The sequence below is a fragment of the Caulobacter henricii genome, assembly GCF_001414055.1.
Classification (GTDB): Bacteria; Pseudomonadota; Alphaproteobacteria; order Caulobacterales; family Caulobacteraceae; genus Caulobacter; species Caulobacter henricii.
Genome location: NZ_CP013002.1, coordinates 3,830,824 through 3,854,115, shown reverse-complemented (window position 1 = coordinate 3,854,115; position 23,292 = coordinate 3,830,824). Strand labels below are relative to the sequence as shown.

23 protein-coding genes and 1 pseudogene are annotated in these 23,292 nt (G+C 67.6%); 11 read left to right on the top strand and 13 right to left on the bottom strand.

The genetic code is table 11. The annotated features are described in order from the left end of the window. Positions 1–41: 41 nt before the first annotated feature. Positions 42–599, bottom strand: a complete 558-nt coding sequence (locus AQ619_RS18065) for a hypothetical protein (protein WP_062151030.1) — start codon at positions 597–599, stop codon at positions 42–44. A 140-nt stretch (positions 600–739) separates the two neighbouring features. Between AQ619_RS18065 and coaBC the strand changes: the two genes are divergently transcribed. Continuing rightward, a complete protein-coding gene (gene coaBC, locus AQ619_RS18060) occupies positions 740–1,936 on the top strand; it encodes a bifunctional phosphopantothenoylcysteine decarboxylase/phosphopantothenate--cysteine ligase CoaBC (protein ID WP_062151026.1) in 1,197 nt (398 codons plus the stop codon). A 64-nt stretch (positions 1,937–2,000) separates the two neighbouring features. Continuing rightward, positions 2,001–2,456: a dUTP diphosphatase gene (gene dut / locus AQ619_RS18055; protein WP_062151023.1), complete on the top strand. Its 456-nt coding sequence runs from the start codon at positions 2,001–2,003 to the stop codon at positions 2,454–2,456. Here the strand turns inward: dut and AQ619_RS19435 are convergent. Further along, on the bottom strand, positions 2,453–2,584 hold the full coding sequence (locus AQ619_RS19435) for a hypothetical protein (RefSeq protein ID WP_236849505.1): 132 nt from the start codon (positions 2,582–2,584) through the stop codon (positions 2,453–2,455). The two genes, dut and AQ619_RS19435, sit on opposite strands and share 4 nt — an antisense overlap. Before the next feature lie 417 nt (positions 2,585–3,001). On the opposite strand from AQ619_RS19435, the gene AQ619_RS18050 reads away from it, so the two are divergent. The 4 genes from AQ619_RS18050 to AQ619_RS18035 all read left to right on the top strand — a co-directional run bounded on the left by AQ619_RS18050 (position 3,002) and on the right by AQ619_RS18035 (position 8,243). After that, positions 3,002–4,801: a methyl-accepting chemotaxis protein gene (locus tag AQ619_RS18050; protein WP_062151020.1), complete on the top strand. Its 1,800-nt coding sequence runs from the start codon at positions 3,002–3,004 to the stop codon at positions 4,799–4,801. A 122-nt stretch (positions 4,802–4,923) separates the two neighbouring features. Then, entirely contained in the window at positions 4,924–6,033 is a 1,110-nt protein-coding gene (locus tag AQ619_RS18045) for an HlyD family secretion protein (RefSeq protein WP_166504303.1), read from the top strand. Positions 6,034–6,042: 9 nt separating this feature from the next. After that, on the top strand, positions 6,043–7,635 hold the full coding sequence (locus tag AQ619_RS18040; RefSeq protein WP_062151013.1) for a DHA2 family efflux MFS transporter permease subunit: 1,593 nt from the start codon (positions 6,043–6,045) through the stop codon (positions 7,633–7,635). Continuing rightward, positions 7,635–8,243 carry a TetR/AcrR family transcriptional regulator gene (locus AQ619_RS18035; RefSeq protein WP_062151010.1) on the top strand — a complete coding sequence of 203 codons (609 nt, stop codon included), beginning with the start codon at positions 7,635–7,637 and terminating at the stop codon, positions 8,241–8,243. Before AQ619_RS18040 ends, AQ619_RS18035 begins: the two co-directional genes overlap by 1 nt. A gap of 12 nt (positions 8,244–8,255) precedes the next feature. Here the strand turns inward: AQ619_RS18035 and AQ619_RS18030 are convergent, their stop codons facing one another. The 5 genes from AQ619_RS18030 to AQ619_RS18010 form a co-directional block, all read right to left on the bottom strand. Continuing rightward, positions 8,256–9,071, bottom strand: coding sequence for an enoyl-ACP reductase FabI (locus AQ619_RS18030; protein ID WP_062151007.1), 816 nt, complete (start codon positions 9,069–9,071; stop codon positions 8,256–8,258). A 65-nt stretch (positions 9,072–9,136) separates the two neighbouring features. Beyond that, on the bottom strand, positions 9,137–11,092 hold the full coding sequence (locus tag AQ619_RS18025) for an O-linked N-acetylglucosamine transferase, SPINDLY family protein (protein WP_062151004.1): 1,956 nt from the start codon (positions 11,090–11,092) through the stop codon (positions 9,137–9,139). 8 nt (positions 11,093–11,100) lie between these two features. Next, positions 11,101–12,318 (bottom strand): beta-ketoacyl-ACP synthase I, encoded by a 1,218-nt coding sequence (gene fabB / locus AQ619_RS18020; protein WP_062151001.1) that lies wholly within the window; start codon positions 12,316–12,318, stop codon positions 11,101–11,103. 68 nt (positions 12,319–12,386) lie between these two features. Further along, on the bottom strand, positions 12,387–12,902 hold the full coding sequence (fabA, locus tag AQ619_RS18015; RefSeq protein WP_062150999.1) for a 3-hydroxyacyl-[acyl-carrier-protein] dehydratase FabA: 516 nt from the start codon (positions 12,900–12,902) through the stop codon (positions 12,387–12,389). A gap of 95 nt (positions 12,903–12,997) precedes the next feature. Continuing rightward, positions 12,998–13,522, bottom strand: a complete 525-nt coding sequence (locus tag AQ619_RS18010; protein ID WP_062150997.1) for an SH3 domain-containing protein — start codon at positions 13,520–13,522, stop codon at positions 12,998–13,000. A 72-nt stretch (positions 13,523–13,594) separates the two neighbouring features. Here AQ619_RS18010 and AQ619_RS18005 point away from each other — a divergent pair, with 72 nt between their 5' ends. Continuing rightward, a complete protein-coding gene (locus AQ619_RS18005) occupies positions 13,595–14,581 on the top strand; it encodes a 2-hydroxyacid dehydrogenase (RefSeq protein WP_062150994.1) in 987 nt (328 codons plus the stop codon). Between the two features lie 4 nt (positions 14,582–14,585). On the opposite strand, the gene AQ619_RS18000 is transcribed toward AQ619_RS18005, so the two are convergent. Continuing rightward, positions 14,586–15,566: an alpha/beta fold hydrolase gene (locus tag AQ619_RS18000; RefSeq protein ID WP_062150991.1), complete on the bottom strand. Its 981-nt coding sequence runs from the start codon at positions 15,564–15,566 to the stop codon at positions 14,586–14,588. Between the two features lie 61 nt (positions 15,567–15,627). Then, entirely contained in the window at positions 15,628–16,365 is a 738-nt protein-coding gene (locus AQ619_RS17995) for a HesA/MoeB/ThiF family protein (RefSeq protein ID WP_062150988.1), read from the bottom strand. 5 nt (positions 16,366–16,370) lie between these two features. Here AQ619_RS17995 and hslV point away from each other — a divergent pair. Then, positions 16,371–16,969 (top strand): annotated as a pseudogene (hslV, locus tag AQ619_RS17990) (ATP-dependent protease subunit HslV). After that, a complete protein-coding gene (gene hslU, locus AQ619_RS17985; RefSeq protein ID WP_062150981.1) occupies positions 16,970–18,265 on the top strand; it encodes an ATP-dependent protease ATPase subunit HslU in 1,296 nt (431 codons plus the stop codon). It abuts the pseudogene before it with no gap. 132 nt (positions 18,266–18,397) lie between these two features. Here the strand turns inward: hslU and AQ619_RS17980 are convergent, their stop codons facing one another. Both AQ619_RS17980 and AQ619_RS17975 read right to left on the bottom strand, forming a co-directional pair. After that, complete coding sequence (locus tag AQ619_RS17980; RefSeq protein WP_062150978.1) at positions 18,398–19,267, bottom strand: methylated-DNA--[protein]-cysteine S-methyltransferase; 870 nt, start codon at positions 19,265–19,267, stop codon at positions 18,398–18,400. Between the two features lie 47 nt (positions 19,268–19,314). After that, a complete protein-coding gene (locus tag AQ619_RS17975; RefSeq protein WP_062150975.1) occupies positions 19,315–19,791 on the bottom strand; it encodes a DUF2244 domain-containing protein in 477 nt (158 codons plus the stop codon). Between the two features lie 52 nt (positions 19,792–19,843). Between AQ619_RS17975 and nth the strand changes: the two genes are divergently transcribed. Continuing rightward, positions 19,844–20,554: an endonuclease III gene (gene nth / locus AQ619_RS17970; protein WP_062150972.1), complete on the top strand. Its 711-nt coding sequence runs from the start codon at positions 19,844–19,846 to the stop codon at positions 20,552–20,554. On the opposite strand, the gene AQ619_RS17965 is transcribed toward nth, so the two are convergent. Then, entirely contained in the window at positions 20,551–21,255 is a 705-nt protein-coding gene (locus AQ619_RS17965; protein ID WP_062150969.1) for a glutathione binding-like protein, read from the bottom strand. The two genes, nth and AQ619_RS17965, sit on opposite strands and share 4 nt — an antisense overlap. A 48-nt stretch (positions 21,256–21,303) precedes the next feature. After that, the gene (locus AQ619_RS17960; RefSeq protein ID WP_062151856.1) at positions 21,304–22,158 is read right to left on the bottom strand and encodes an ATP-grasp domain-containing protein; all 855 of its coding nucleotides are present in this window, start codon (positions 22,156–22,158) and stop codon (positions 21,304–21,306) included. Positions 22,159–22,294: 136 nt separating this feature from the next. Between AQ619_RS17960 and AQ619_RS17955 the strand changes: the two genes are divergently transcribed. Further along, entirely contained in the window at positions 22,295–23,284 is a 990-nt protein-coding gene (locus AQ619_RS17955; RefSeq protein ID WP_062150966.1) for an adenosine kinase, read from the top strand. The last annotated feature ends 8 nt before the right edge of the window (positions 23,285–23,292 follow it).

Here is a 23,292-nt window from a genome sequence, read left to right as displayed (position 1 = left end):
CGGACCGTCAGCCGGGCCGTAACGCCCGGCACGCCTGGCCTCTAGCCGCTTTCACCCTGGCCCCGCTCACGGGCCGCCGTGGTCCGGCGGCTTTCGCGGGTCTTCTGCACCTCCCAATAGGCCGCGCCGTCATCCGGCTTGAACAGGGCCCGGGGCGCACCCTCGCGTGAAACCACGGCAAAGACATTGCCTTTCGGGTCATAGATCAGGGTGTCGCCATTGGGTCGCTTGAGCGTCTCGGTGCCCTTGGGCGGGTTGCTCACGAACCGGTGGGCGGTTTCGACATAGTCCTCGACCGTGGCGGCACCGAAGGTCTCGCCATTGCGCTCAAAGGCCCGTTCGGCATTTTCCTCGGCCGAGCGGGTCCGGTTGGCGGCCCAGAACGGTTTGCCTGCAACCTGGCGCACCGGTACGTCCCGCAGATCGCCTGCCGGGGCCGGAGTGGAGGTCGATCCCGCCTCCCGGGCATCGGCCACCGCCGGCCGCTCGCCGCCCTTGGGGGCACGGACCGCCGAAGCACCGCCGTCACAGCCGCTCAGCCCGAGGGCTCCACTGACCAGCAAGGCCGTCGTCGCGGCCTGAAATCCATTCAACCTCATGAGTCTGTCGCCTCATCTGTTCAACCTAACCGATTGATGAACGAAAACGGAACGCGAGTCGAGTCCGTCACACGCTTGTCCTTTGTCGGATCGCCGCGCATGGGCCATAAGGGCAGCGAACGGGGCGGAGGCCGACGGACGTGAGCGACAAAAGGGTTCTTCTGATCGTCGGTGGCGGCATAGCCGCCTACAAGGCGCTGGAGCTGACGCGTCTTCTGCGCAAGGCCGGCGTCGCCGTGCGGCCGATCCTGACCAAGGCAGGTGCGGAGTTCGTCACCCCCCTGTCGCTGGGATCCCTGGCCGAGGACAGGGTCTATGACGACCTGTTCTCCCTGACCGACGAGGCCGAGATGGGCCATATCCAGCTCTCACGCTCGGCGGATCTGGTGGTGGTGGCCCCGGCCACGGCAGACCTGATCGCCAAGGCGGCCCACGGCCTTGCCGGCGACCTGGCCTCGACCGCCCTCCTGGCCACCGACAAGCCGGTCCTGATGGCCCCGGCCATGAATGTCCGGATGTGGCTGCATCCAGCCACCCGGCGCAATGTCGCCACCCTGAAGGCCGACGGGGTCCGCTTCGTCGGTCCCGATGACGGTGCCATGGCCTGTGGCGAGTTCGGGCCCGGCCGCCTGGCCGAACCCGAAGTAATCTTTGCCGCCATCATGGACGCCCTGAAGGGGCCGGCCGACCGCCCCCTGGCCGGCAAGCGCGCCCTGGTCACGGCCGGGCCCACCTTCGAACCCATCGACCCGGTCCGCGGCATCACCAATCGCTCGAGCGGCAAGCAGGGGTTCGCGATCGCCGAGGCCCTGGCCCAGCTGGGCGCCGAGGTCACCCTGATCGCCGGCCCGGTCTTCCTGCCGACACCCCGCGGCGTGACCCGCATCGATGTCGAGACGGCCCGGCAGATGCTCGCCGCCTGCCAGGCGGCCCTGCCGGCCGATGTCGGGGTCTTTGTCGCCGCCGTCGCCGACTGGCGCGTGGACGAGGCCTTCGGCACCAAGCTGAAGAAGGAAAAGGGCGGACCGCCGGCCCTGACCTTCGTCGAGAACCCCGACATCCTGGCCACCGTCTCGGCCACCGGACCGCACCGGCCGCAGCTGGTGGTCGGCTTTGCGGCCGAGACCAACGATGTCGAGATGCACGCCCGCGCCAAGCTGTCGCGCAAGGGCTGTGACTGGATCATCGCCAATGACGTCACCGAGCCGGGCGTGATGGGCGGCGAGGACAATGCGGTGCTGCTGGTCACCCAGGAGGCCACCGAGCGCTGGGATCGCGCGCCCAAGGACGAGGTGGCCCGCGCCATCGCCCGGAAGATCGCAGAGGCCCTGGCCTGACGGTCTGGCCCGCGCCGGATCAATCGGCTACAGCCGCTGGGCTCGACGATCAGGACTGTTTCGCATGACCGCTCAAACCATTCGCTTCAAGCGCTGGGACGGCAATTCCGACCTGCCGCTGCCGACCTATGCGACAGCCGGGGCGGCCGGCTTTGATCTGCGGGCCCATGTCCCGGAGGACGCCCCGATCGTCCTGAAGCCGGGATCGCGGTGCATGGCCCCGACCGGCTTTTCCGTCGCCATCCCCGACGGCTATGAAATGCAGGTCCGGCCAAGATCGGGACTGGCCTTCAAGAACGGGGTCACGGTCACCAATGCGCCCGGCACCATCGACTGCGACTATCGCGGCCAGGTCTGCGTGCTGCTGATCAATCTGGGCGACGAAGACTTCACGATCCGCCGGGGCGACCGCATCGCCCAGGGGATCATCGCCGCCGCGCCGCAATGGACCCTGGTCGAGGTCGAGGACCTCGAGGCCACAGACCGGGGCGCAGGCGGATTCGGCTCGACCGGCGTTTAGCCGTTGATGGCGCGCAGGCCGAGGATCATGTAGCCGCCGAAGCCGGTGGTGAAGGCTGCGACGGCAAGCCACAGGACGGGACGGAACATGGCCAGGGGCGAGTGTTCCAGCGGTGGTTGAACATTCATCGGCGCATCCTTTGGCGCGGGCGTAGCGAACGCGGCGAACTGTGGCCGCTGGGGAGATACGCGCTCCCCCGACCTTGGTTGCAGTGGGGGACGGCTTTTAGTCTCTAATGATTCTCGCGCAAGACGAAATTGCGACGGGTTGTCACACACCCGGAAGGTGTGGCCCTGGAGCGACGCCTCCAAAGGACAAGTGATCGAGTTAAATCCAGATACGGAGATCTGTATTCGGAAGTCACCCCTGGCCTGTCTGATGCGGCAGAACGACGCAGATTGCTTCGCAGGCCCGGATATTCAGGCTCTAGCCTTGAGATTGACGGTGTGAAGCGCCGTGACGCGGGCTGACTGTCGCGGCCTCTATCGCTTTGTTAACCCTGTGACCGCAGAAAATTCCTCGAAAGATGGATCGAGGACTGGGCGATGACTGACCTCAAGGTTGCGCACAAACTTTTGCTGGCCTTCACCATTCTCGTCGCGGCGGTCCTGGTGGAGGGGTCAATGGTCGGAGCCAGCCTGGGCTCGATTCAAACGATCACCCGGCTGAACGACCTTAGTCAACGCTATGTCGCGACGCTCGACGAAACATCCACCGCCCTGGTCGAACAACAGAACGCCACGCGCGGCTATGTCGCCAGTCTCGATCCATCATTCCTCGAAAAATACAGCAAGCACGCTGGCGAATATGACGCTGCGTTCAAGGCCCTGACTGAGGGTGCCGAAAACGACGAGGAAAGGGCTCGCACAGAGAGCCTTGCGACCGCTGTCGGCGTCTTCCGCGAGGAAACCCGAAAGCAAATCGCCGAGGCCGGCGACCCGGCCACCCTCGAAGCGGCTCGCGCCGGGATCAGCAAGAGCGGCCGACTGACAGCGATCCGCAAGGTGCTGAAGGCGATCGGCGAGGAAGAGAAACGACAGCTGGCGGTCCGGTCGGCTGAGCAGCGCAAGGCCCTTGTCGCCGCCACCTCGACCCTGGTTGTCGGTGGCGCCCTGGCCGTCGGCATCGCCGTCCTGATGGGCTGGCTGCTGACCAACGCCATCGCCGCCCCGGTCACCGCCATGACCGCCACCATGCGCCGCCTGGCCGATGGCGACAACGAAGTGACCGTCCCGGCCGTGGGCCGCAAGGATGAGATCGGCGGCATGGCCGCCGCCGTTCTGACCTTCAAGCAGGCCGCCGTTGAAAAGCTCCGCCTGGCCGCCGACGCCGAAGGCCAGCGCCGCCAGGCCGAGCAGGAACGCCACGCCAACGACGCTGGTCGGGCCGCCCTGGCCAGCGAACAATCCGGCGTGGTCGCCCGGCTAGGCGAGGGCCTGGAGAGTCTGGCCCAGGGCGACCTGACCTTCTGCCTGGACGATGTGTTCCCCGAGAGTTACCGCAAGCTCCAGAACGATTTCAACATGGCCATGGATCGCCTGGCCGAGACGATGGGCGTGATCAATGGCGCGGCCGGCGGTATCAGTGCCGGCTCGGGCGAGATCAGCCACGCCGCGGACGACCTCGCGCGGCGCACCGAACAGCAGGCGGCCAGCCTCGAGGAAACCGCCGCGGCCCTCGACGAGATCGTCGCCACAGTGCGTCGTGCCGCCGATGGAGCCGGCCAGGCGCGCCGATCGGTCGAGACCGCCCGCAAGGACGCTGAAACCGGCGGCGAGATCGTTGGCCGGGCCATTGCCGCCATGGAGCAGATTGAAGGCTCGTCGCACGAGATCGGCAATATCATCGGGGTGATCGACGAAATCGCCTTCCAGACCAATCTTCTGGCGCTCAATGCCGGGGTCGAGGCGGCCCGGGCCGGCGAGGCCGGTCGCGGTTTCGCCGTCGTCGCCCAGGAGGTGAGGGCCCTGGCCCAGCGGTCGGCAGAGGCCGCCAAGGAGATCAAGGCTCTGATCAGCGCCTCGACCCAGCAGGTCGACCAGGGCGTCAGCCTTGTGGGTCAGACCGGTGAGGCCCTGCGCCGTATCACGTCCGGCGTCGTCGATATCAATCGTACCGTAGCCGAGATCGCGGCCTCGGCCGAGGAACAGGCCACGGGCCTGGCCCAGATCAATACGGCCGTGAACCAGATGGACCAGGCGACCCAGCAAAACGCCGCCATGGTCGAGCAATCGACAGCCGCCAGCCACGCCCTGTCGAACGAAGCGGCAGAGCTCACACGGCTGGTCGGTCGTTTCCGTCTGGCCGGCCCAACTCCCGCCCGGTCGACCTCCCGGGCGGCGTGACGCTCGCTGCCTGAAAAGCCCTCAGGACCGCAGTTGATTTTTGGACGAACTAGTCCATTTAAAACTTGCCCGGTGCCTCATACCCTTCTATCGAGCGCACAGGGCTGTTGCGGTCTGCGGGGTTGGTCATGGCGACGTCTGAAAACAAGAAGCTTATCCCGGTTCTGGTCGGTGGCGTGGCCGGCGTGGCCCTGCTGGTCGGCGCAACCCTGTGGTTCCTCGACAAGCAGCACTTCGAAGCCACCGATAATGCCTTCGTCCAGGCCGACACCGTGCAGATCAGCCCGCAGGTCTCGGGGGCCATCGCCGAGATCCTGGTCGCCGACAACCAGCGGGTCGAGGTCGGTCAGGTGGTCGCGCGGATCGACCCGGCCACCTTCCAGGCCCGGCTGGACCAGGCCGTCGCCAATGCCCAGGCCCTGGACGCCGCCGTCCGCGCCGTCGATGACAAGGGGGCCCTGGAGCAGGCCCTGATCGCCCAGAAAGCGGCCGGCGTCTCCAGCGCCCAGGCTGATGCCAGCCGCGCCAAGGCCGATCTCGATCGCTATGACAGCCTGGCCCACCAGGGCTGGGTTTCGCAACAGAAGGTCCAGACCAGCCGCGCCGGTGCCAGCCAGTCGGCGGCCGCCGTGGCCAGCGCCCAGGCCGCTCTGGAAGCCGAACAGCGCGCTGCCCAGTCCCTTGGTTCGGCCCGGGCCCAGACCCAGGCCCAGGCCCAGGCCGCCCATGCCGCCGTGGAACAGGCCCGGCTGGATCTCGACCGCACCATCCTGCGGGCCCCGGTGGCCGGCGTCGTCGGGGCCCGTTCGGTGCGCCCGGGACAGCTGGTGCAGCCCGGCGTGTCGCTGATGTCGGTCGTGCCGCTCGGCCAGAGCTATATCGTCGCCAATTTCAAGGAAACCCAGGTCTCGCGCCTGCGGGTGGGCCAGACGGTCGAGATCAAGGCGGACGCCTTTGGCAAACAGACCATTCGCGGCAAGGTCGACAGCTTCGCCCCCGCCACCGGCCAGGAGTTCGCCCTGATCCCGGTCGAGAACGCGGTCGGCAATTTCACCAAGATCACCCAGCGCCTGCCGGTGAAGATCGTGGTCGACACCTCGGGCCTCGGAGCCGCCCTGCGGCCGGGCCTGTCGGTCGAGGTCAAGGTCGATGTCCGCGACCGCTCGGGGGCCTCGTTCGCCGATGTCGGCCAGGCCCCGACCCAGGTCGCCCGACAGGGCGCCGCGCGCTAGGCGCCGGCCATGACCGACGCCGTCACGGCGGCACCCGCCGCACCCGCCAAGACCATGACCCAGGCCGACTGGACCAAGCTGTTCCTGGGCTTCGGAGCCATGGTCATCGGCCAGTTCATGGCCATTCTCGACATCCAGATCGTCGCGGCCTCCCTGCCCCAGATCCAGGCCGGGGTCGGGGCCAGCGCCGATCAGGTCAGCTGGATCCAGACCGCCTATCTGATCCCCGAGGTCGTGATGATCCCGCTTTCGGGCTATCTCTCACGCCTGTGGGGCACCCAGAGGCTCTATCTGGCCTCCTGCACCGGCTTCATCGTGATGAGCGTGCTGACCGGCCTGTCGTCCTCGATCGACATGATGATCCTGACCCGGGCCCTGCAGGGCTTCATCGGCGGGGCCATGATCCCGACGGTGTTCGCCGTCGCCTTCACGGCCTTTCCGCCCGAGCGCCGGGTCACGGCCAGTGTCATCATGGGCCTGATCGTCACCCTGGCCCCCACGGTCGGGCCGACCCTGGGCGGCCACCTGACCGAATGGCTCAGCTGGCGCTGGCTGTTCTTCATCAATGTGCCCACCGGCCTGATCGTGCTGTTCGGCGTGGCCCGCTGGGGCAAGTTCGATGAGGGCGATCCCAGCCTGAAGGCCGGCTTCGACTGGTTCGGCCTGGGGGTGATGGCCGCTTTTCTGATGAGCCTGCAGTTTGTGCTGGAGGAAGGGGCCAAGAACAGCTGGTTCCAGGACGACCTCATTCTGGGCCTCGCGGTCCTGGCCGTGATCAGCGGGGTGGTCTTCGTCTGGCGCTCCCTGAGCTACAAGAATCCGATCGTCGAGCTGCGGGCCTTTTCGAACCGCAACTTCTCGATCGGCGTGCTGATGACCGCCGTCTCCGGGGCCAGCCTGTTCGGCGGCACCTTCCTGCTGCCGCAGTTCCTGGGCCGGGTGCGCCACTATTCGGCCTCCGAAGTCGGCACGACCATGATCATTTCCGGCCTGTCGATGTTCGCCACCGGCCCCATTGCCGGCCGACTGGTGCGCAGGATCGACCCGCGCGTGCCGATGTTCATTGGCTTCATTCTGGCCGGCTGGGGCATGTACATGGCCCACGGCGTGACCAAGGACTGGGGATTCTGGGAATTTGCCGGGGTCCAGGCTTGTCGCGGGGTCGGAGTCATGATCGCGATGATCGCCACCCAGCAGATCACAATGAGCACCCTGCCCCCGCACATGGTCAAGAACGCCTCGGGCCTGGTCAATCTGTCGCGCAACACCGGCGGTGCCATGGGGCTGGCCCTGCTGGCCACCAGCATCAGCCAGCAGACGGCGCTCTATTACAACGACCTGACCTCGAAGCTTCAGACCGGCAATGTCGAGGCCCAGGGAATGATGGCGGGCCTGGCCAGCCGCATGGCCCAGCTCGGGGTCTCCGATCCCGACGGCGCGGCCCGCAAGGCCTTTTCCGGCATGCTGCACCAGGAGGCCACGGTGCTGGCCTTCGGCGACAGCTTCACCCTGCTGGCCTTCGGATGCTTCATCGCGGCCGGCGTTTCCCTGCTGGCCAAACCGGCGGCCGGTGCTGCCCCGCCGCCTTCGGACGCCCACTGATGCCCAGGATCCCCGGACAGATCGACGTCGCCAAGACCGAGGCCATTCTCGACGCGGCCATCGAGGTGATCGGCCAGCGCGGCCTGTCCGCGCCCATGGAGGCGATCGCCCGCCACGCCGGCGTCTCCAAACAGACGGTCTATAACCACTATGGCTGCAAGGCCGAGCTGGTCCGCGCCCTGATGGCCCGGCGGGTCGAGCTGATCACCGCCCCGCTGCGCATGCCGGGGGCCGAGGAAAATCCCCAGGCCGCGCTCGAGGCCTATGCCCGCTCGATCCTGGAGACGGTGAACGGGGCCAGCAGCTATTCGGTCATGCGGGTCGTGATCCAGGGGGCCGGCGAAATGCCCGAGGTGGCCCATGAGGTCTTCGAGGCCGGTCCGCGCCATGCCCGCCGACAGCTGGCCGCCTTCCTGGAGACCGAGACGCGCCTCGGCCGCCTGCAGGTCGAGGACTTCGACCAGGCCGCTGAGTTCTTTTCCGGCATGGTCCTGGGCCATGCCCAGCTTCGGGCCCTGCTGTGCCTGCCCGCCGACAAGACCCAGGCCCAGTTTGACGACCTCGCCCGCGAGGCCGCCAAACGGTTCCTGAAAGCCTATGGGCCCTAGGCCCGGAAGCCCCTAGGCTTCGACTTCGTCGGGCATGCCCATCATGTGGAAGCCGGCATCGACGTGAACGACTTCGCCCGTGGTCGAACGGCCGAGGTCGGAGACCAGCCACAGGGCGGCCCCGGCAACGCCTTCCATCGAGGTATCTTCCTTCATCGCGCTGAAGGCCCGGCCCTGGGCGATCATGCCCCGGCCACCGGCAATACCTGCCAGGGCCAGGGTGCGCATGGCACCGGCCGAGATGGCGTTGCAACGGATGCCCTTGGGGCCGAGGTCACGGGCGATATAGCGGGTCGCCGCTTCCAGGGCGGCCTTGGCCACGCCCATGGTGTTGTAGTTGGGAATGGTCCGCTCTGAGCCCAGATAGGTCATGGTGATCAGCGAGCCGCCATTGGGCATCAGCCTGGCGGCGCGCTTGGCCACGTCGACGAAGCTGTAGGCCGAGATGTTCATGGCCAGCAGAAAGCCGTCGCGGGTGGTGTTGTCGACAAACGACCCCTTCAGTTCATCCTTGTTGGCAAAGGCCACCGAATGGACGACGAAATCGATCGTGCCGAACTTGTCTTCAATCGCGGCAAAGGCGGCGTCCATCGAGGCGTCGTCGGTGACATCGGCCGGCACCAGGGTGGTCACGCCGATGCTCTCGGCCAGAGGCCGGACCCGGCGCTCGAGGGCTTCGCCCTGATAGGTGAAGATCATCTCGGCGCCCTGGGCGGCGAGTTGTGACGCGATGCCCCAGGCGATCGAGTTGTGGTTGGCGACGCCCATGACGAGGCCCTTCTTGCCCCGCATCAGCTCACCCTTGGGGAATGCGTAATCGTCAGCCATGGGTCAGGCCCTCTTTGGTAAATCGTTGTCCGTGGTTAGCAGGCGCGGTCACCGGGCGGAACCCTTCAGAAAGGCTCGACATCGAAGCTCTCGGGCGAAAGGCCAGCCCATGACCGCTTGGCCATGGTTTCAAAGGCGCGCTCCAGGGTGGCGGCGAACACCGCCGGATCAAACACCGCCGAAGTGTGCAGTGTATCCTCCAGCCGAGTCTTGAGCGCCGTGAGCGCCGCACGATCACCGGCCAGACGCACGGCCTGAGCCACATAGGCCTCTGTATCGGCCGCGATCAGCTCCGGCAGACCCAGGCGAGTCAGCAGACTGGCAGCGACCCGGCTGGCGAAGCTCTTGCCCGGCGCGGTCAAGAGCGGAACACCCCTCCGCAAGGCGTCGCTGGCGGTGGTGTGGGCACCATAGGGCGAGGTGTCGAGCATCAGGTCGGCCAAGTCCTGGCGCGCCAGGTGGGCCGCGTGCTGGACCGGGCGAGCGAAGACCAGCCTCCGGGGATCGACCCCCAGTTCTGCGGCCTGCGCCCTGAGATTGGCCGACGCGCCGGGCACGCCCTCATAGAGCCAAAGGACAGAACCCGGGGACCTGGTCAGAATCCGCATCCAGGCGGCAAAGGTCTCCGGCGTGATCTTGCCGGGGCTGTTCAGGCAGCCGAACACGAAAGCGTCCTCCGGCAGGCCCTCATCGGCCCGTGCCGGAACCGGAGTCGTCGCCTCCGTCAGAGCGTCATTGGGCTGGTACAGCGGCAACCGCACCACCGCCTCGCTCCAGTCACTCTCTGCGCCACGCGGCAAGACCACGGGATCGGCGATGACATAGTCGACATAGGGACAGCCCAGGGTTCCCGGATAGCCCAGCCAGCTGACCTGAACCGGGGCGGCGCGGTGGGCCAGGATCCCCGGCCGGCCGTCCTGGGTGTAGCCCTTGAGATCCACAAGGATCTCGATGCCCAGCTGTTCAACAAGATCCGCCACCTCAGCGTCGGACAGGCTGCGGACATCGATCCGGTGATGGGCCGCCCGATCGATCCGATCGCGCAGCTCCCCGCCCAGGTCGGGCCCATAGGACAGCAGGGTGATCTCGAAGCGGTCGCGGTCATGCGCCTCGAGGACTCCGGCCAGAAGCCTGGCCGTGGCGTGGTCATGCAGGTCCGCCGACAGATAGGCGACCGGGATCGGCGAACCTGGCATGTGGCAGGACCGGCCTGGCCGTGGAACCGGCGGCGGCGCCGCCAGTTCGGCGCACCGCCGGTGCAGGGCGGGGATGTCGAACATCGCCAGGGCCGCGAAAGGCGAGACGCCCGGGCGACCGAGCTTGAGGTCGGCCTTGACCAGCATGTCGAGCGCCGCGTCCTCGCGCCAGTCGCAGGTCTGGCGGCGCGCCCACATCAGGTCGCCGGCGAGGCGGGGATAGAGCGGATCCAGCTCCAGCACGGCTTCGAGGTCGCGCGCCGCCTCGGCCGGCCGGTTCAGCAGCGACTTCAGGGCCGCGCGGTTGGCCAGGGCCCTGGCCTCGCGCGGCGCGGCGCGGACGGCCAGGTCATGCGCCGCCAGGGCCGCGTCGAAGCGACCGAGATCGGTCAGGGCCACGGCACGATTGCAGAGCGCGTCGACAAAGCCCGGCTCGGCCGCGAGCGCCGCATCATAGGCCGTCAGGGCCTGTTCGGCCTTGCCCAGCCGCCGCAGCGACACGCCCAGGGCGTTGAGGACGGGCGGGTTGTCGGGATCAGCCGCGATCGCCGCCCGGGCCGCGTCCACCGCCTCGACGTCTCGCACCAGGGCGTTCAGGGCCAGGGCCCGGGCCGATAACAGGCCCGACCGCCGGGCATCCAGGGCCAGGCCCGCATCCAGAGCGGTCAGGGCACCCTCGGCCTGGCCAAGACCCAGGCGCGACACGCCGAGCAGGTGCCAGGCCTCGACGCTGGGGGCCTCGATCACCAGCCGCTCGCACAGGGCGGCGGCCTCGGCCAGTCGGCCGGCTCTGTAGAGGTCGAATGCCGCGCGGGCGGTCGCCAAGTGTCCCGTCAGTCGGCGCGGCTGAAGATCAGCGTGCCATTGGTGCCGCCAAAGCCGAAGCTGTTGGACATCACCGTGGTCAGGGGCTTGTCGGACCGCTCCAGCAGGATCGGCAGGTCGGCAAATTCAGGATCCAGGGTCTCGATATTGGCGCTCTGGGCGGCAAAATCATTATTGAGCATCAGGATCGAATAGATCGCCTCCTGGGCCCCGGCCGCCCCTAGGCTGTGGCCGGTCAGGGACTTGGTCGAGGAGATCAGCGGCGCCTTGTCGCCGAACACCTCGCGCACCGCGCCCATTTCCTTGCTGTCGCCGACCGGCGTCGAGGTGCCGTGCGGGTTCAGATAGTCGATGGTCCGGCCACCGGCCTGGGCCATGGCCAGACGCATGCAGCGGGCCGCGCCCTCGCCCGAGGGGGCGACCATGTCGAAGCCGTCGGAATTGGCGGCATAGCCGACCAGTTCGCCATAGATCTTCGCGCCGCGCGCCTTGGCGTGCTCATACTCTTCCAGCACCACGATGCCGGCCCCGCCGGCGATCACGAAGCCGTCGCGGTCCTTGTCATAGGCGCGGCTGGCCACGGTGGGGCGGTCGTTGAAGTTGCTGCTCATCGCGCCCATGGCGTCGAACAGGTTGGACAGGCTCCAGTCGAGCTCCTCGCAGCCGCCGGCGAAGACGATGTCCTGCTTGCCCATCTGGATCTGTTCGGCGGCCGCGCCGATGCAATGGGCGCTGGTCGCGCAGGCCGAGCTGATCGAATAGTTGATGCCGCGGATCTTGAACCAGGTCGACAGCACTGCCGAGGGGCCCGAGCTCATGGCCTTGGGCACCGCGAACGGGCCGATCCGCTTGGGACCCTTTTCCCGGGTCGTCGCCGCCGCCTCGATGATCACCTGGGTGGACGGGCCGCCCGATCCGACGATCAGGCCGGTCCGCTCATTGGAGATGCTGGCCTCTTCCAGGCCGGAATCGGCGATCGCCTGTTCCATGGCGATATGGGCATAGGCCGTGCCCGGGGCCAGGAAGCGCGCCGCACGGCGGTCGACCAGGGCTTCCCAGGAGTCGAGCTTGACCGTGGCATGCACCTGGCAGCGAAAGCCGAGTTCCGCATAGTCGGGCGCGGCAACCACACCGGACTTGGCTTCACGCAGTGAGGCGAGAACCTCATTGGCGTTGTTGCCTATGGACGAGACGATCCCCAGTCCGGTGACGACGACGCGACGCATGTACTTTCCTCTTCCTCTCCCCCGGATCCCCTGGGGTCAGCTCTCGACTGGCCGACCCTGCAAGCGGATCAGGACGCCATCTGCTCGGCGGTGAACAGACCGACCTTCAGGTCCTTGGTTTCGTAGATGACCTTGCCATCGGCCTCCAGCACGCCGTCGGCAATGCCCATGACCAGCTTGCGCATGATCACCCGCTTCAGATCGATCTTGTAGACGACCTTCTTGACGTCCTGGGTGACCTGACCGGTGAACTTGACCTCGCCGACGCCCAGGGCGCGGCCGCGACCGGGCGCGCCCGACCAGCCGAGGAAGAAGCCGACCAGCTGCCACATGGCATCCAGGCCCAGGCAGCCGGGCATGACCGGGTCGCCGATGAAGTGGCAGCCGAAAAACCAGAGGTCGGGATGGATGTCGAACTCTGCCTCGACATAGCCCTTGCCGTACTTGCCGCCTTCGGATTCGATCCGGACGATGCGGTCGAACATCAGCATGGGCGGCACGGGCAGCTGGGCGTTGCCGGGGCCAAACATCTCGCCGCGACCGCAGGCCAGGAGTTCGTCGAGGGTGTAGGAGCTCTGTTGCATGATCTCGCCCTAGCACGAGGGCGGGTCGCGCCTCAATGTTACTTTCAGTAACGCTTGTGAACGATCCGGGCTCTTTTTTCAGGAGCCCCCGGCGGTCAGGGCTTGCACTGAGCTTCGGGGGCGGCTCCCCAGATCTCGCCCTCGCGGGCCCAGCCCGACGATCCGTCAGCCTTCAGACGACACCAGCCCTTGTCGCAACGGTCGAGATTGGCCGTGGAACGACCCCGCAGCCAGGCATTGACCCGCGACCCGTCCTTGGGATTGGCCAGCAGGGCCAGGGGCGTCGGTTTCAGGCGCATGGCGGTCTGGCGTCCATCGGTCGTGCGCTTGTGCACCCAGGCCAGGCCGCCCTCGGGATCGCAGATCCGCCGCCACTCGCGGGTTTCGGCCACCACCTGCACCGGCAGGCCCCTGGCGCGATAGACCCACAGCAGGCGGTGGGCCTCGTCCGGGCCGTTGCGGGCGTTGACCGTGTCATATTTCAGCGAGACATAGCGCGGCACCTCCAGGCCCGAGGGCGTGGTGCGGGGCGCATCGGCGGCGGCGGCCGGCGCGGCAAGCACTGCCAGCACCAAAGCGGCCATGATCCCGAGCGAACGATGTTTGCAATTCGGCGGCATGTTGCTTGGCCCCATCGGGCCCCTTTGCTACAGCTTTTCTAACGCCCGTCAGAGAGAGCTTTTCAACCGCCCATGGCAGCCCGCAAGCTCAAAGTCATCGTCACCCGCAAACTCCCCGATCCGGTGGAGACGCGGATGTGCGAACTGTTCGACACCGAACTCAACGTCACCGACAAACCCTTGACGGCGGATGAACTGGTGGACGCCATGAAACGGGCCGATGTGCTCGTGCCGACGATCACCGACCGGATCGACTCGCGTCTTCTGTCCCGATCCGGCGATCGGCTCAAGCTGATCGCCAATTTCGGGGCCGGGGTCGACAATATCGACGTCGCCACCGCCAATGCGCGCGGCATCATCGTCACCAATACGCCCGGCGTCCTGACCGAGGACACCGCCGACCTGACCATGACCCTGATCATGGCCGCCTCGCGCCGCGTCGTCGAAGGTGCCGAGGTGGTCAAGTCGGGCGGCTTCCATGGCTGGTCCCCGACCTGGATGCTGGGCCGCCGCCTGTGGGGCAAGCGCTTGGGCATCATCGGCATGGGCCGGATCGGCCAGGCCGTGGCCCGCCGCGCCAAGGCCTTCGGCATGCAGGTGCATTATCACAACCGCAAGCCGGTCAGCCCCCGTATCGCCGAGGAACTGGGCTGCACCTACTGGGAAAGCCTCGACCAGATGCTGGCCCGGATGGACTTCATCTCGGTCAACTGCCCGCACACCCCGGCCACCTATCACCTGCTGTCGGCCCGCCGCCTGAAGCTGCTGCGGCCGCACGCCATCCTGGTCAATACGGCCCGCGGCGAGGTGATCGACGAAGGGGCCCTGGCCAACATGCTGGCCCGTGGCGACATCGCCGGGGCGGGCCTCGACGTCTATGAGCACGAGCCGGCCATCAATCCCAAGCTGCTGAAACTGCCCAATGTCGTGCTCCTGCCCCATATGGGCTCGGCCACGGTCGAGGGCCGCATCGACATGGGCGAAAAGGTCATCGTCAACGTCAAGACCTTCATGGACGGCCACCGCCCGCCGGACCGGGTCATTCCGGCGATGCTGTAGGGCTTCAGGACCCTGACGGCACCGCCACCGGATAGACCTTCGCCTTCAGCCAGGCCTTGAGGTCGGCGACCGAGCGGTCGGGGATCTGTTCCATCGGGGCGTGGCCGGCCTCGGGATAGAGGATCAGGGTCGAACCCGGTATGGCCTCGGCAAAGCGCTTGCCGTGGGCGGCCGGGATCAGCTTGTCCTGTTCGCCGAACATCACCAGGGTCGGGACCTTGATCGCCGCCAGGCTTTCCGCCGTCGCCACCCGGCGCGGACCCGACTGCAGGCCCAGCAGGATGTCGCGATGGCCCGGCGCGCGGGCCAGGTCGACATAGCGGTCGACCAGGGCCTCGGTCACCAGCTTGGGATCCAGATAGCCCGCCACCAGACCCTGACGGACCAGGGGCCGGGTATCGATGTTCTTGAGCACGGCCCGGCCCAGGGGATTTTGCAGGATCCGGAAGATCACCGCCTGATTGCCGCCGCTCGACGGCCAGCCGGCGGCATCGACCAGAACCAGGCCTTCCAGCCGGTCAGGATAGTCGAGGGCATATTCCCAGGCCACAGCCCCGCCCATCGAATTGCCGCCCAGGGTGAAGCGCTCGACCCCCAGCTTGCGGGTCACCTGATCGACCACCGCCCCATAGCCCGCCCGACCGGCGGCATAGCCGGCATCGGCGCGGGTCAGGCCGTGGCCGGGCAGGTCCAGGGTGATGACGCGATAATCGCCGGACAGGGACCGCACCCAGGGTTCCCAGGCGTGCAGGGAGGCAGAGAAGCCGTGGACCAGAACCAGGGTCGGTCCGTCGCGCCGGCCCTCGTCGCGATAATGCACCCGCACGCCGTCGGGGAGATCCATATAGCGCGAGGCCGGATTGCCATATTTGGCCTCCAGGGTCGCATAGGGGATGTCCTTGCGCTGCAGGACCAGCCAGCTGACGGCCAGCAAGGCGATGATCACAGCCAAGGCGATCAACACCCCGCGAAACAGCGTCTTCATTCGGCCCTACCCCTGACGTCTTGCTTTTGGACGGCGAGAGAAGGCCGGTATGGCCGCGCCGTCAAGCGCCGCAGGCCGGGCAGGCCGGATCGGCCCCGATCCGCACCGTGCGGGTCTCCGCCGCCAGGGCGTCGTAGATCAGCAGGCGGCCGTTCAGGGCCTGCCCCGCGCCGGTGATCAGCTTGACCGCCTCCAGGGCCATCATCGCACCGATCACACCGGCGAGGGCCCCGACCACGCCGACCAGGGCGCAGGTTTCGGCGTCCGGCGGGACCTCAGGCACCAGACAGCGATAACAGGGCTGGCCCTGAAACACCGCGACCTGGCCGGTCCAGCGGCCCAGGGCCCCGCTGACCAGGGTCTTGCCGTGGGCCAGACAGGCGTCGCTGACGGCAAAGCGGGTGGCAAAGTCGTCGGTGCCGTCGAGGATCAGGTCATACCGGGAAACAAGGTCCCCGGCATTGGCGACGTCCAGCCATACCGGATGGGTTTCGAGGGCCACATGCGGATTGATCGCCGTCAGGCGCTCGGCGGCGACCTCGACCTTGGCGCGGCCGATATCGGCGGTCTGGTACAGGACCTGGCGCTGCAGATTGGACAGGGACACCGTATCGGGATCGGCCAGGCCCAGGGTTCCCACCCCGGCGGCGGCCAGATAGAGCGCGGCCGGCGCGCCCAGACCGCCCATGCCGACCAGCAGGACCCGAGCCGCCTTCAGCTTCTGCTGGCCCGGTCCGCCGACCTCGCGCAGCACCAGATGGCGGGCATAGCGTTCGACCTCGCTGTCCGAAAAGCTCATCGCGCTTGATCTCCGCAGTCAGCCTCGCCACATGCGAGACATGCAAAACAGCAATTCCTTCCCAGACTGGCACGGCACGACCATCCTGGCGGTGCGCAAGAACGGTCAGACCGTGATCGCCGGAGACGGCCAGGTCTCCATGGGGCCAACTGTCGTCAAGGGCAATGCCCGCAAGGTGCGCCGTCTGGCCGGCGGCAAGGTGGTGGCCGGTTTCGCCGGTGCCACGGCCGACGCCTTCACCCTGATCGAGCGGCTTGAAGCCAAGCTGGAACAATATCCCGACCAGTTGGCCCGGGCCTGTGTCGACCTGGCCAAGGACTGGCGCACCGACCGCTATCTCCGCCGGCTGGAGGCCATGCTGCTCGTGGCCGATGCCACCGCCATCTACACGGTCACCGGGGTCGGCGACGTGCTGGAGCCCGGCGAAAGCGCCGGCGGCGGCTCGGTCGCGGCCATCGGCTCGGGCGGCAACTATGCCCTCGCGGCCGCCAAGGCCCTGATCGACCAGGATCTTTCGGCCGAGGACATTGCCCGCAAGGCGATGGCCATCGCCGCCGAGATCTGCGTCTACACCAACGGCAATCTGACGGTTGAAAGCCTGTAAATGACCGAGTTCTCCCCGCGCGAAATCGTCTCCGAGCTCGACCGCTATATTGTCGGCCATACCGAGGCCAAGAAGGCCGTCGCCGTGGCCCTGCGCAACCGCTGGCGTCGCCGCCGCGTGCCCGCCGATCTGCGCGACGAGGTCACGCCGAAAAACATCCTGCTGATCGGCCCCACGGGCGTGGGCAAGACCGAGATCGCCCGCCGCCTGGCGCGTCTGGCCCAGGCCCCGTTCCTGAAGGTCGAGGCCACCAAGTTCACCGAGGTCGGCTATGTCGGCCGCGACGTCGACCAGATCGTGCGTGATCTGGTGGAGAGCGCCTTGGGCATGGTCCGCGACCGCCGCCGGGCCAGCGTCCGCGCCAGGGCCGAAGCCGCCGCCGAGGAACGCATCCTCGACGCCCTGACCGGCCCAGGCTCGACGGCCGCCCGCGAAAGCTTCCGCAAGAAGCTGCGGGCCGGCGAGCTGGACGACAAGGAGGTCGAGCTGCAGCTGGCCGATACCGGCGGCGGCGGGATGTTCGAGATCCCCGGCCAGGCCGGGGCCTCGGTCCTGAACCTGTCGGAAATGATGAAGTCGTTCGGCGGCGGACGCACCAAGGTCCATCGGACCACCGTGGCGGCCGCCCATGCGCCGCTGATCGCCGAGGAAAGCGACAAGCTGCTGGATCAGGAAGCCCTGACCCAGGAGGCCATCGAGCTGGCCGAGAACCACGGCATCGTCTTTCTCGACGAGATCGACAAGGTGGCCTCCTCGTCGCAGCGCGGCGGGGCCGACGTCTCGCGCGAAGGCGTGCAGCGCGACCTGCTGCCCCTGATCGAGGGCACGACAGTCTCGACCAAGTATGGCCCGGTGAAAACCGACCATATCCTGTTCATCGCCTCGGGCGCCTTCCACGTGGCCAAGCCCAGCGACCTGCTGCCCGAGCTCCAGGGCCGCCTGCCGATCCGGGTGGAACTGAAGGGTCTGACCCGCGACGACCTGAGGCGAATCCTGACCGAGCCGGAAGCCAATCTGATCCGCCAGCACCAGGCCCTGCTGCTGACCGAGGACGTCACCCTGGTCTTTACCGCCGACGCCATCGACGCCCTGGCCGACGCCGCCGTTGCGGTGAACAACTCGGTCGAGAACATCGGGGCCCGAAGGCTGCAGACCATCCTGGAAAAGGTCGTCGAGGAAATCAGTTTCACCGCCGCCGACCGCGGCGGTGAAACCGTGACCATCGACGCGGCCTATGTGACCGACAAGGTCGGGGCCCTGGCCGCCAATGCCGATCTGAGCCGGTTTATTCTGTAAAGAGCGGTACTTGCCCCCTACGGATCGCTTCGCGATCGTCTTCCCCCGGAGGGGGAAGATAAAGCGCGCGGACCTCATCTTCCCCCTCCGGGGGAAGATGGCTGCGGAGCAGCCCGTAGGGGGCCAGTCCAGTCAGCCCGCCGCCTGAACGGCCTCCAGCCCCAGCATCGCCGCCTTGCGGGCCAGACCCCAGTGATAGCCCGTCAGCCGTCCGTCCTTGGCGATGGCGCGGTGACAGGGGATCAGCAGAGAGATCGGATTGGCCCCGATCGCCCCGCCGGTGGCCTGGTAGGCCCGGGGCTTGCCGGCCCATTCCGCCACCTGGCCATAGGTGCTTGTGGCCCCCGTCGGGATGCGCAGCAGGGCCTTCCAGACCTGGATGTGAAAGGGCGAGCCGATCAGCACGATCGGCAGGGGCCCCTGGCCGCCGGCAAAGGCATGAACGGCGGTCTGACCGGCCGCTTCGTCGTCGCGCACCCAGTCGGCGGCGGGAAAGCGACGGTGCATGTCGTCATAGGTCGCCGCGTCATCGCCGTCCGAGAAGGCCAGACCCGCCAGGCCGCGCTCGGCCATGACGAACAGGCCCCGTCCGAACGGGGTCGGGGCCCAGCCATAGGTCAGGGTCATGCCGGCCCCCCGACGGCGCACTTCGCCAGGCGTGGCGGCCTCCTGGGCGATGAACAGGTCGTGCAGGCGCGACGGGCCGGACAGGCCGGCATCATAGGCAGCGTCCAGGACGCTGGCCCCGGCCTCCAGCGACCGGCGCGCCTCGGCATGGGCTATGGCCGAGACAAAGGTCTTGGGACTGACCCCCGCCCAGCGGGTGAAGGTCCGCTGGAAATGGAAAGGCGACAGCCCGACCGCCTCGGCGGCCTCTTCGAGCGAGGGGCGCTCCTGCCAGCGCTCGGCCAGCCAGTCGAGGGCGACCGCCATGCGGTGATAGTCCGCCGAACGTTCCGACAGACGGGCATAGGTTTCGGAGGGGTGCATATCGAGAGCCATGCCAGAAGACTAAACCCGCGACGCACCGGCGTCCGCCCGGTTCTTGCTCAGCCATAGCGTTCGGCGCGGGCCTCGCGGACGGCGCGCTGCAGGGCGTCGGCAAACTCGACCCGCTCGGGCGGACTGAGGGCCCGGCCGACGGTCAGTCGGCGGCGGTGGATGCGCAGGCGGACCCGGGCCTCGTGTTCGCCGGGCTGGTCGACATCGACCCGGGTGAAGGCGGTCGGCGAGGTCCAGACAAGGCGCGAGCCCTTTTCGTCCTCGCGACGGACCGTGATGGCCTCGGCCGTCACCCGGACCCGCTCCCTGCGTTCCGCCGCGCGGAAACTGACGTTCAGCGCCCACCAGATGGCGAGAATATCGAGGCCCAGAAAGGGCAGGACCAGCGGCGCGCCCAGCACCAGCAGAAAGACCGCGACCATAAGGTTGAAGGCGATGATCACCGCCATCAAGACCCGCAGGCCCCTCCGGCTCAGGGACCGGTTGGGCGAAATCACGGCATCCATGTAGAGCGCGGTGGCCATGGCATCGATTTAGGCACGCTGGCCCGCCTTGGCGAGGGGGCCGCATCACGGCATGGTCGCGACCATGGCTTTACAGACGAAACCGGCGAAAAAAGCCCGGCCCGGGACCAGGCGGATCTCGCCCGCCCAGCGCCAGCGGGTAGCAACCCTGTTCGACCGGTTCGAAAGTCTTGAGCTGCGGCCCAAGACCGAGCTGAACTACCGAAACCCCTATGAACTGGTCACGGCCGTCGCCCTCTCGGCCCAGGCCACCGACGTCCAGGTCAACAAGGCCACAGGCTCCCTGTTCGACGTCGCTGACAGCCCCGAGAAGATGCTGGCCCTCGGCGAGGAGGGGCTGATCCGCCATATCGCCTCGATCGGACTGTTCCGGACCAAGGCCAGGAACGTCATGGCTGCGGCCCGGATCCTGATGGACCGTCACGGCGGCCAGGTGCCCCTGAACCGCAACGATCTGGAGAGCCTGCCCGGGGTGGGTCGCAAGACCGCCAGCGTGGTGCTGAACGAACTCGACATCGAACCGGCCATTGCCGTCGACACCCATGTCTTCCGGGTCGCCCACCGCCTGAAACTGGCCGCCGGCAAGACGCCGGATGCCGTGGAGGCGGAACTGATGCGGATCGTCCCGGGTCCTTTCCAGACCCGGGCCCATCACTGGATGATCCTGCACGGCCGCTATGTCTGCGTGGCCCGCAAGCCCCGGTGCGAGATCTGCAAGATCAGCGACCTGTGCCCCTCCCGCGAGCTCTTCCTGGGGGCCTAGGGCCGCGCCGGGATCTCCAGGCCGCGCTGCACCGCCGGCCGCGCCAGGCAGCGCTCCAGCCAGGCGGGGACATGTTTCAGGCTGCCATAGTCGACCAGCTCGCCGGCCCCATAGAAGCCATCGATGCTGCGCACCCAGCCCAGCAGGGCAATGTCGGCGATACTGAAGTCCTCGCCCATGATGAAGCGGCGGTCGGCGAGGCGGCCCTCCAGGACGCCCAGCAGGCGCTTGCTCTCGGCGGCGTAGCGGTCGCGGGGCCGCTTGTCCTCATAGTCCTTGCCGGCAAACTTGTGGAAGAAGCCGAGCTGGCCGAACATCGGGCCGACGGCGGCCACCTGGAAGAACACCCACTGGATGGCCTCGAGGCGGGCAACCGGATCCCTGGGCAACAGCTGGCCGGTCTTTTCGGCCAGATAGAGCAGGATCGCGCCGGATTCCCAGAGCGCCAGCGGCCGGCCGTCCGGACCGTTGGGATCGAGGATCGCCGGGATCTTGCCGTTAGGGTTCAGGGACAGAAATTCGGGCCCCCAGGTCTCATTGGCCATGATGTTGATGGCGTGCGGCTCATAGGCCAGGCCGATCTCTTCCAGCATGATCGACACCTTCACGCCGTTGGGCGTGGGCGTTGAATAGAGCTGCAGGCGGTCGGGATGCTTGGCGGGCCAGCGGGTCGTGATCGGGAAGGCGGACAGTTCGGACATCAGTAACTCCCTCTGTTACGGCTTAGATAGGTCCGAATTTTCCCGTGCCTAGAGGCGGGCCATCACCGCCGTCGCAAAGGCCGCCCCGTGATCATGGCCATGCTCCAGAAAGAGGTCCGGCTCGATGACCTCGAGCTCCATGAGCTGCGGCGTATGGTCGAGACCCCGGATCAGGTCGACCCGGGCATAGGTCAGGGGCAGGTCCGCCGCCTCCAGCACCATCCGGGCCGCCCGCAGGGCCTCGGGCTCCGGCGCGACCCCGGAGACCTGACCGCCAAACTGCGGCTGGACCCGGAAATCGCCGCTCGCGGCCACCTTGGCCACGGCATGGCTGAACCGGCCGTCGAAAAAGAACAGGGACAGCTCGCCCTCCTCGCCCACGGCCGGCAGGAAGGGCTGGATCAGGGCCGGACCCGCAGGGCCGCCTTCAAGGACCTCCTGCCGGCGAACCCGTACCGTATCCTGGGAGCCGCCGGAGATCTGCGGCTTGACCACCAGCTGATCGACCCCGAAGGCGTCAAAGGCGGCGGCCAGGGCTTCCGGGGTCAGGCGGTCATGGGCACGGGTCGGGACGACCGGCGCGCCACGCGCCTCCAGCTCGATCAGATAGGTCTTGCGGGTGTTCCAGCGCAGGGTCGGCACGGGATTGATCACCGGAACCTCGGCGGCCTCCCAGGCGTCCAGCTGGGCAAACCACTCGGCCTGTCGCAGGTGATAGCCCCAGGCCAGGAGGGGCAGGACCAGGTTCGCGGAGGCGGGATCCACCGGATCCGTCCAGGGCTGGCTGATCACGGTCAGGCCCCTGGCCCGTAGCGGGGCCGCGAGCCGCTCGAACAGGCGGACCGACGCCGCCGAATAGGCAGCGTGTCCGGTCGAGGGCCCCAGCAGCAGGATATCGGCGATCGGCGAGCTCATCCCTCGCGGTTAGAATGTCGCAAGCCCGGCGGCAAGCCTTCGTTGCCTTGAGCGCCCGCTTCCTTTACTTGCCGCCCCTGAGGGGCTTTCCGCCCCCAGCGCTTTCAAAGGCTTGCCGATTTCCATGACCGCCCTCTACGACGTCGCCGCGATCGGCAACGCCATTGTCGACGTCATCGCCCAGTGCGACGACGCCTTCCTCGAGCGCGAGGGCCTGGTGAAGGGCTCGATGGCCCTGATCGATCCGGCCCGCGCCTCCAGTCTGTATGATGTGATGGCCGCAGCCATCGAGGCCTCGGGCGGCAGCGCCGCCAATACCGTGGCCGGCGTCGCCAGCTTCGGCGGCAAGGCCGCCTTCATCGGCAAGGTCGCTGACGACCAGCTGGGCAATGTGTTCCGCCACGACATGAAGGCCATCGGCTGCGCCTTCACCACCCCGCCCCTGGCAGATGGTCCGGCCACGGCCCAGAGCCTGATCAATGTCACGCCTGACGCCCAGCGCACCATGAGCACCTATCTGGGGGCCTGCGTCGAGCTGACCAGCGCCGATGTCGATCCGGCGATCATCGAGGCGGCCCGCTATTCCTATCTGGAAGGCTATCTGTTCGATCCGCCGGAAGCCCGCCGCGCCTTTGCCAAGGCTGCCGGCCTGGCCCATGGCTCCGGCCGCCAGATCGCCATCACCCTGTCCGACAGCTTCGTGGTCGAGCGCCATCGCTCAGCCCTGCTCGGCTTTGTCGAAACCCAGTGCGACATCGTCTTCGCCAATGCCTCGGAAGTCTGCGCCCTGTTCGAGACCGACGACTTCGACGCCGCCGTAAAGGCCCTGGCGGAGAAGGTCACGATCGCCGCCGTCACCCGCAGCGAGCACGGTTCGGTCGTGGTCGCCGGCGGTCAGGTTCACGAAATCTCGGCCTACCCCGTGAAAAATGTCGTGGACACCACCGGCGCAGGCGACCAATACGCGGCGGGTTTCCTCTACGGCCTCTCGCAGGGCCGCCCTCTGCCCGTTTGTGGCCAGCTGGGCTCCCTGGCCGCCGCCGAGGTGATTGCCCATTACGGTCCGCGCCCGCAGGTCAGCCTGCGGGACCTCGCGACCCAGAACGGACTCTAAGGAAGACC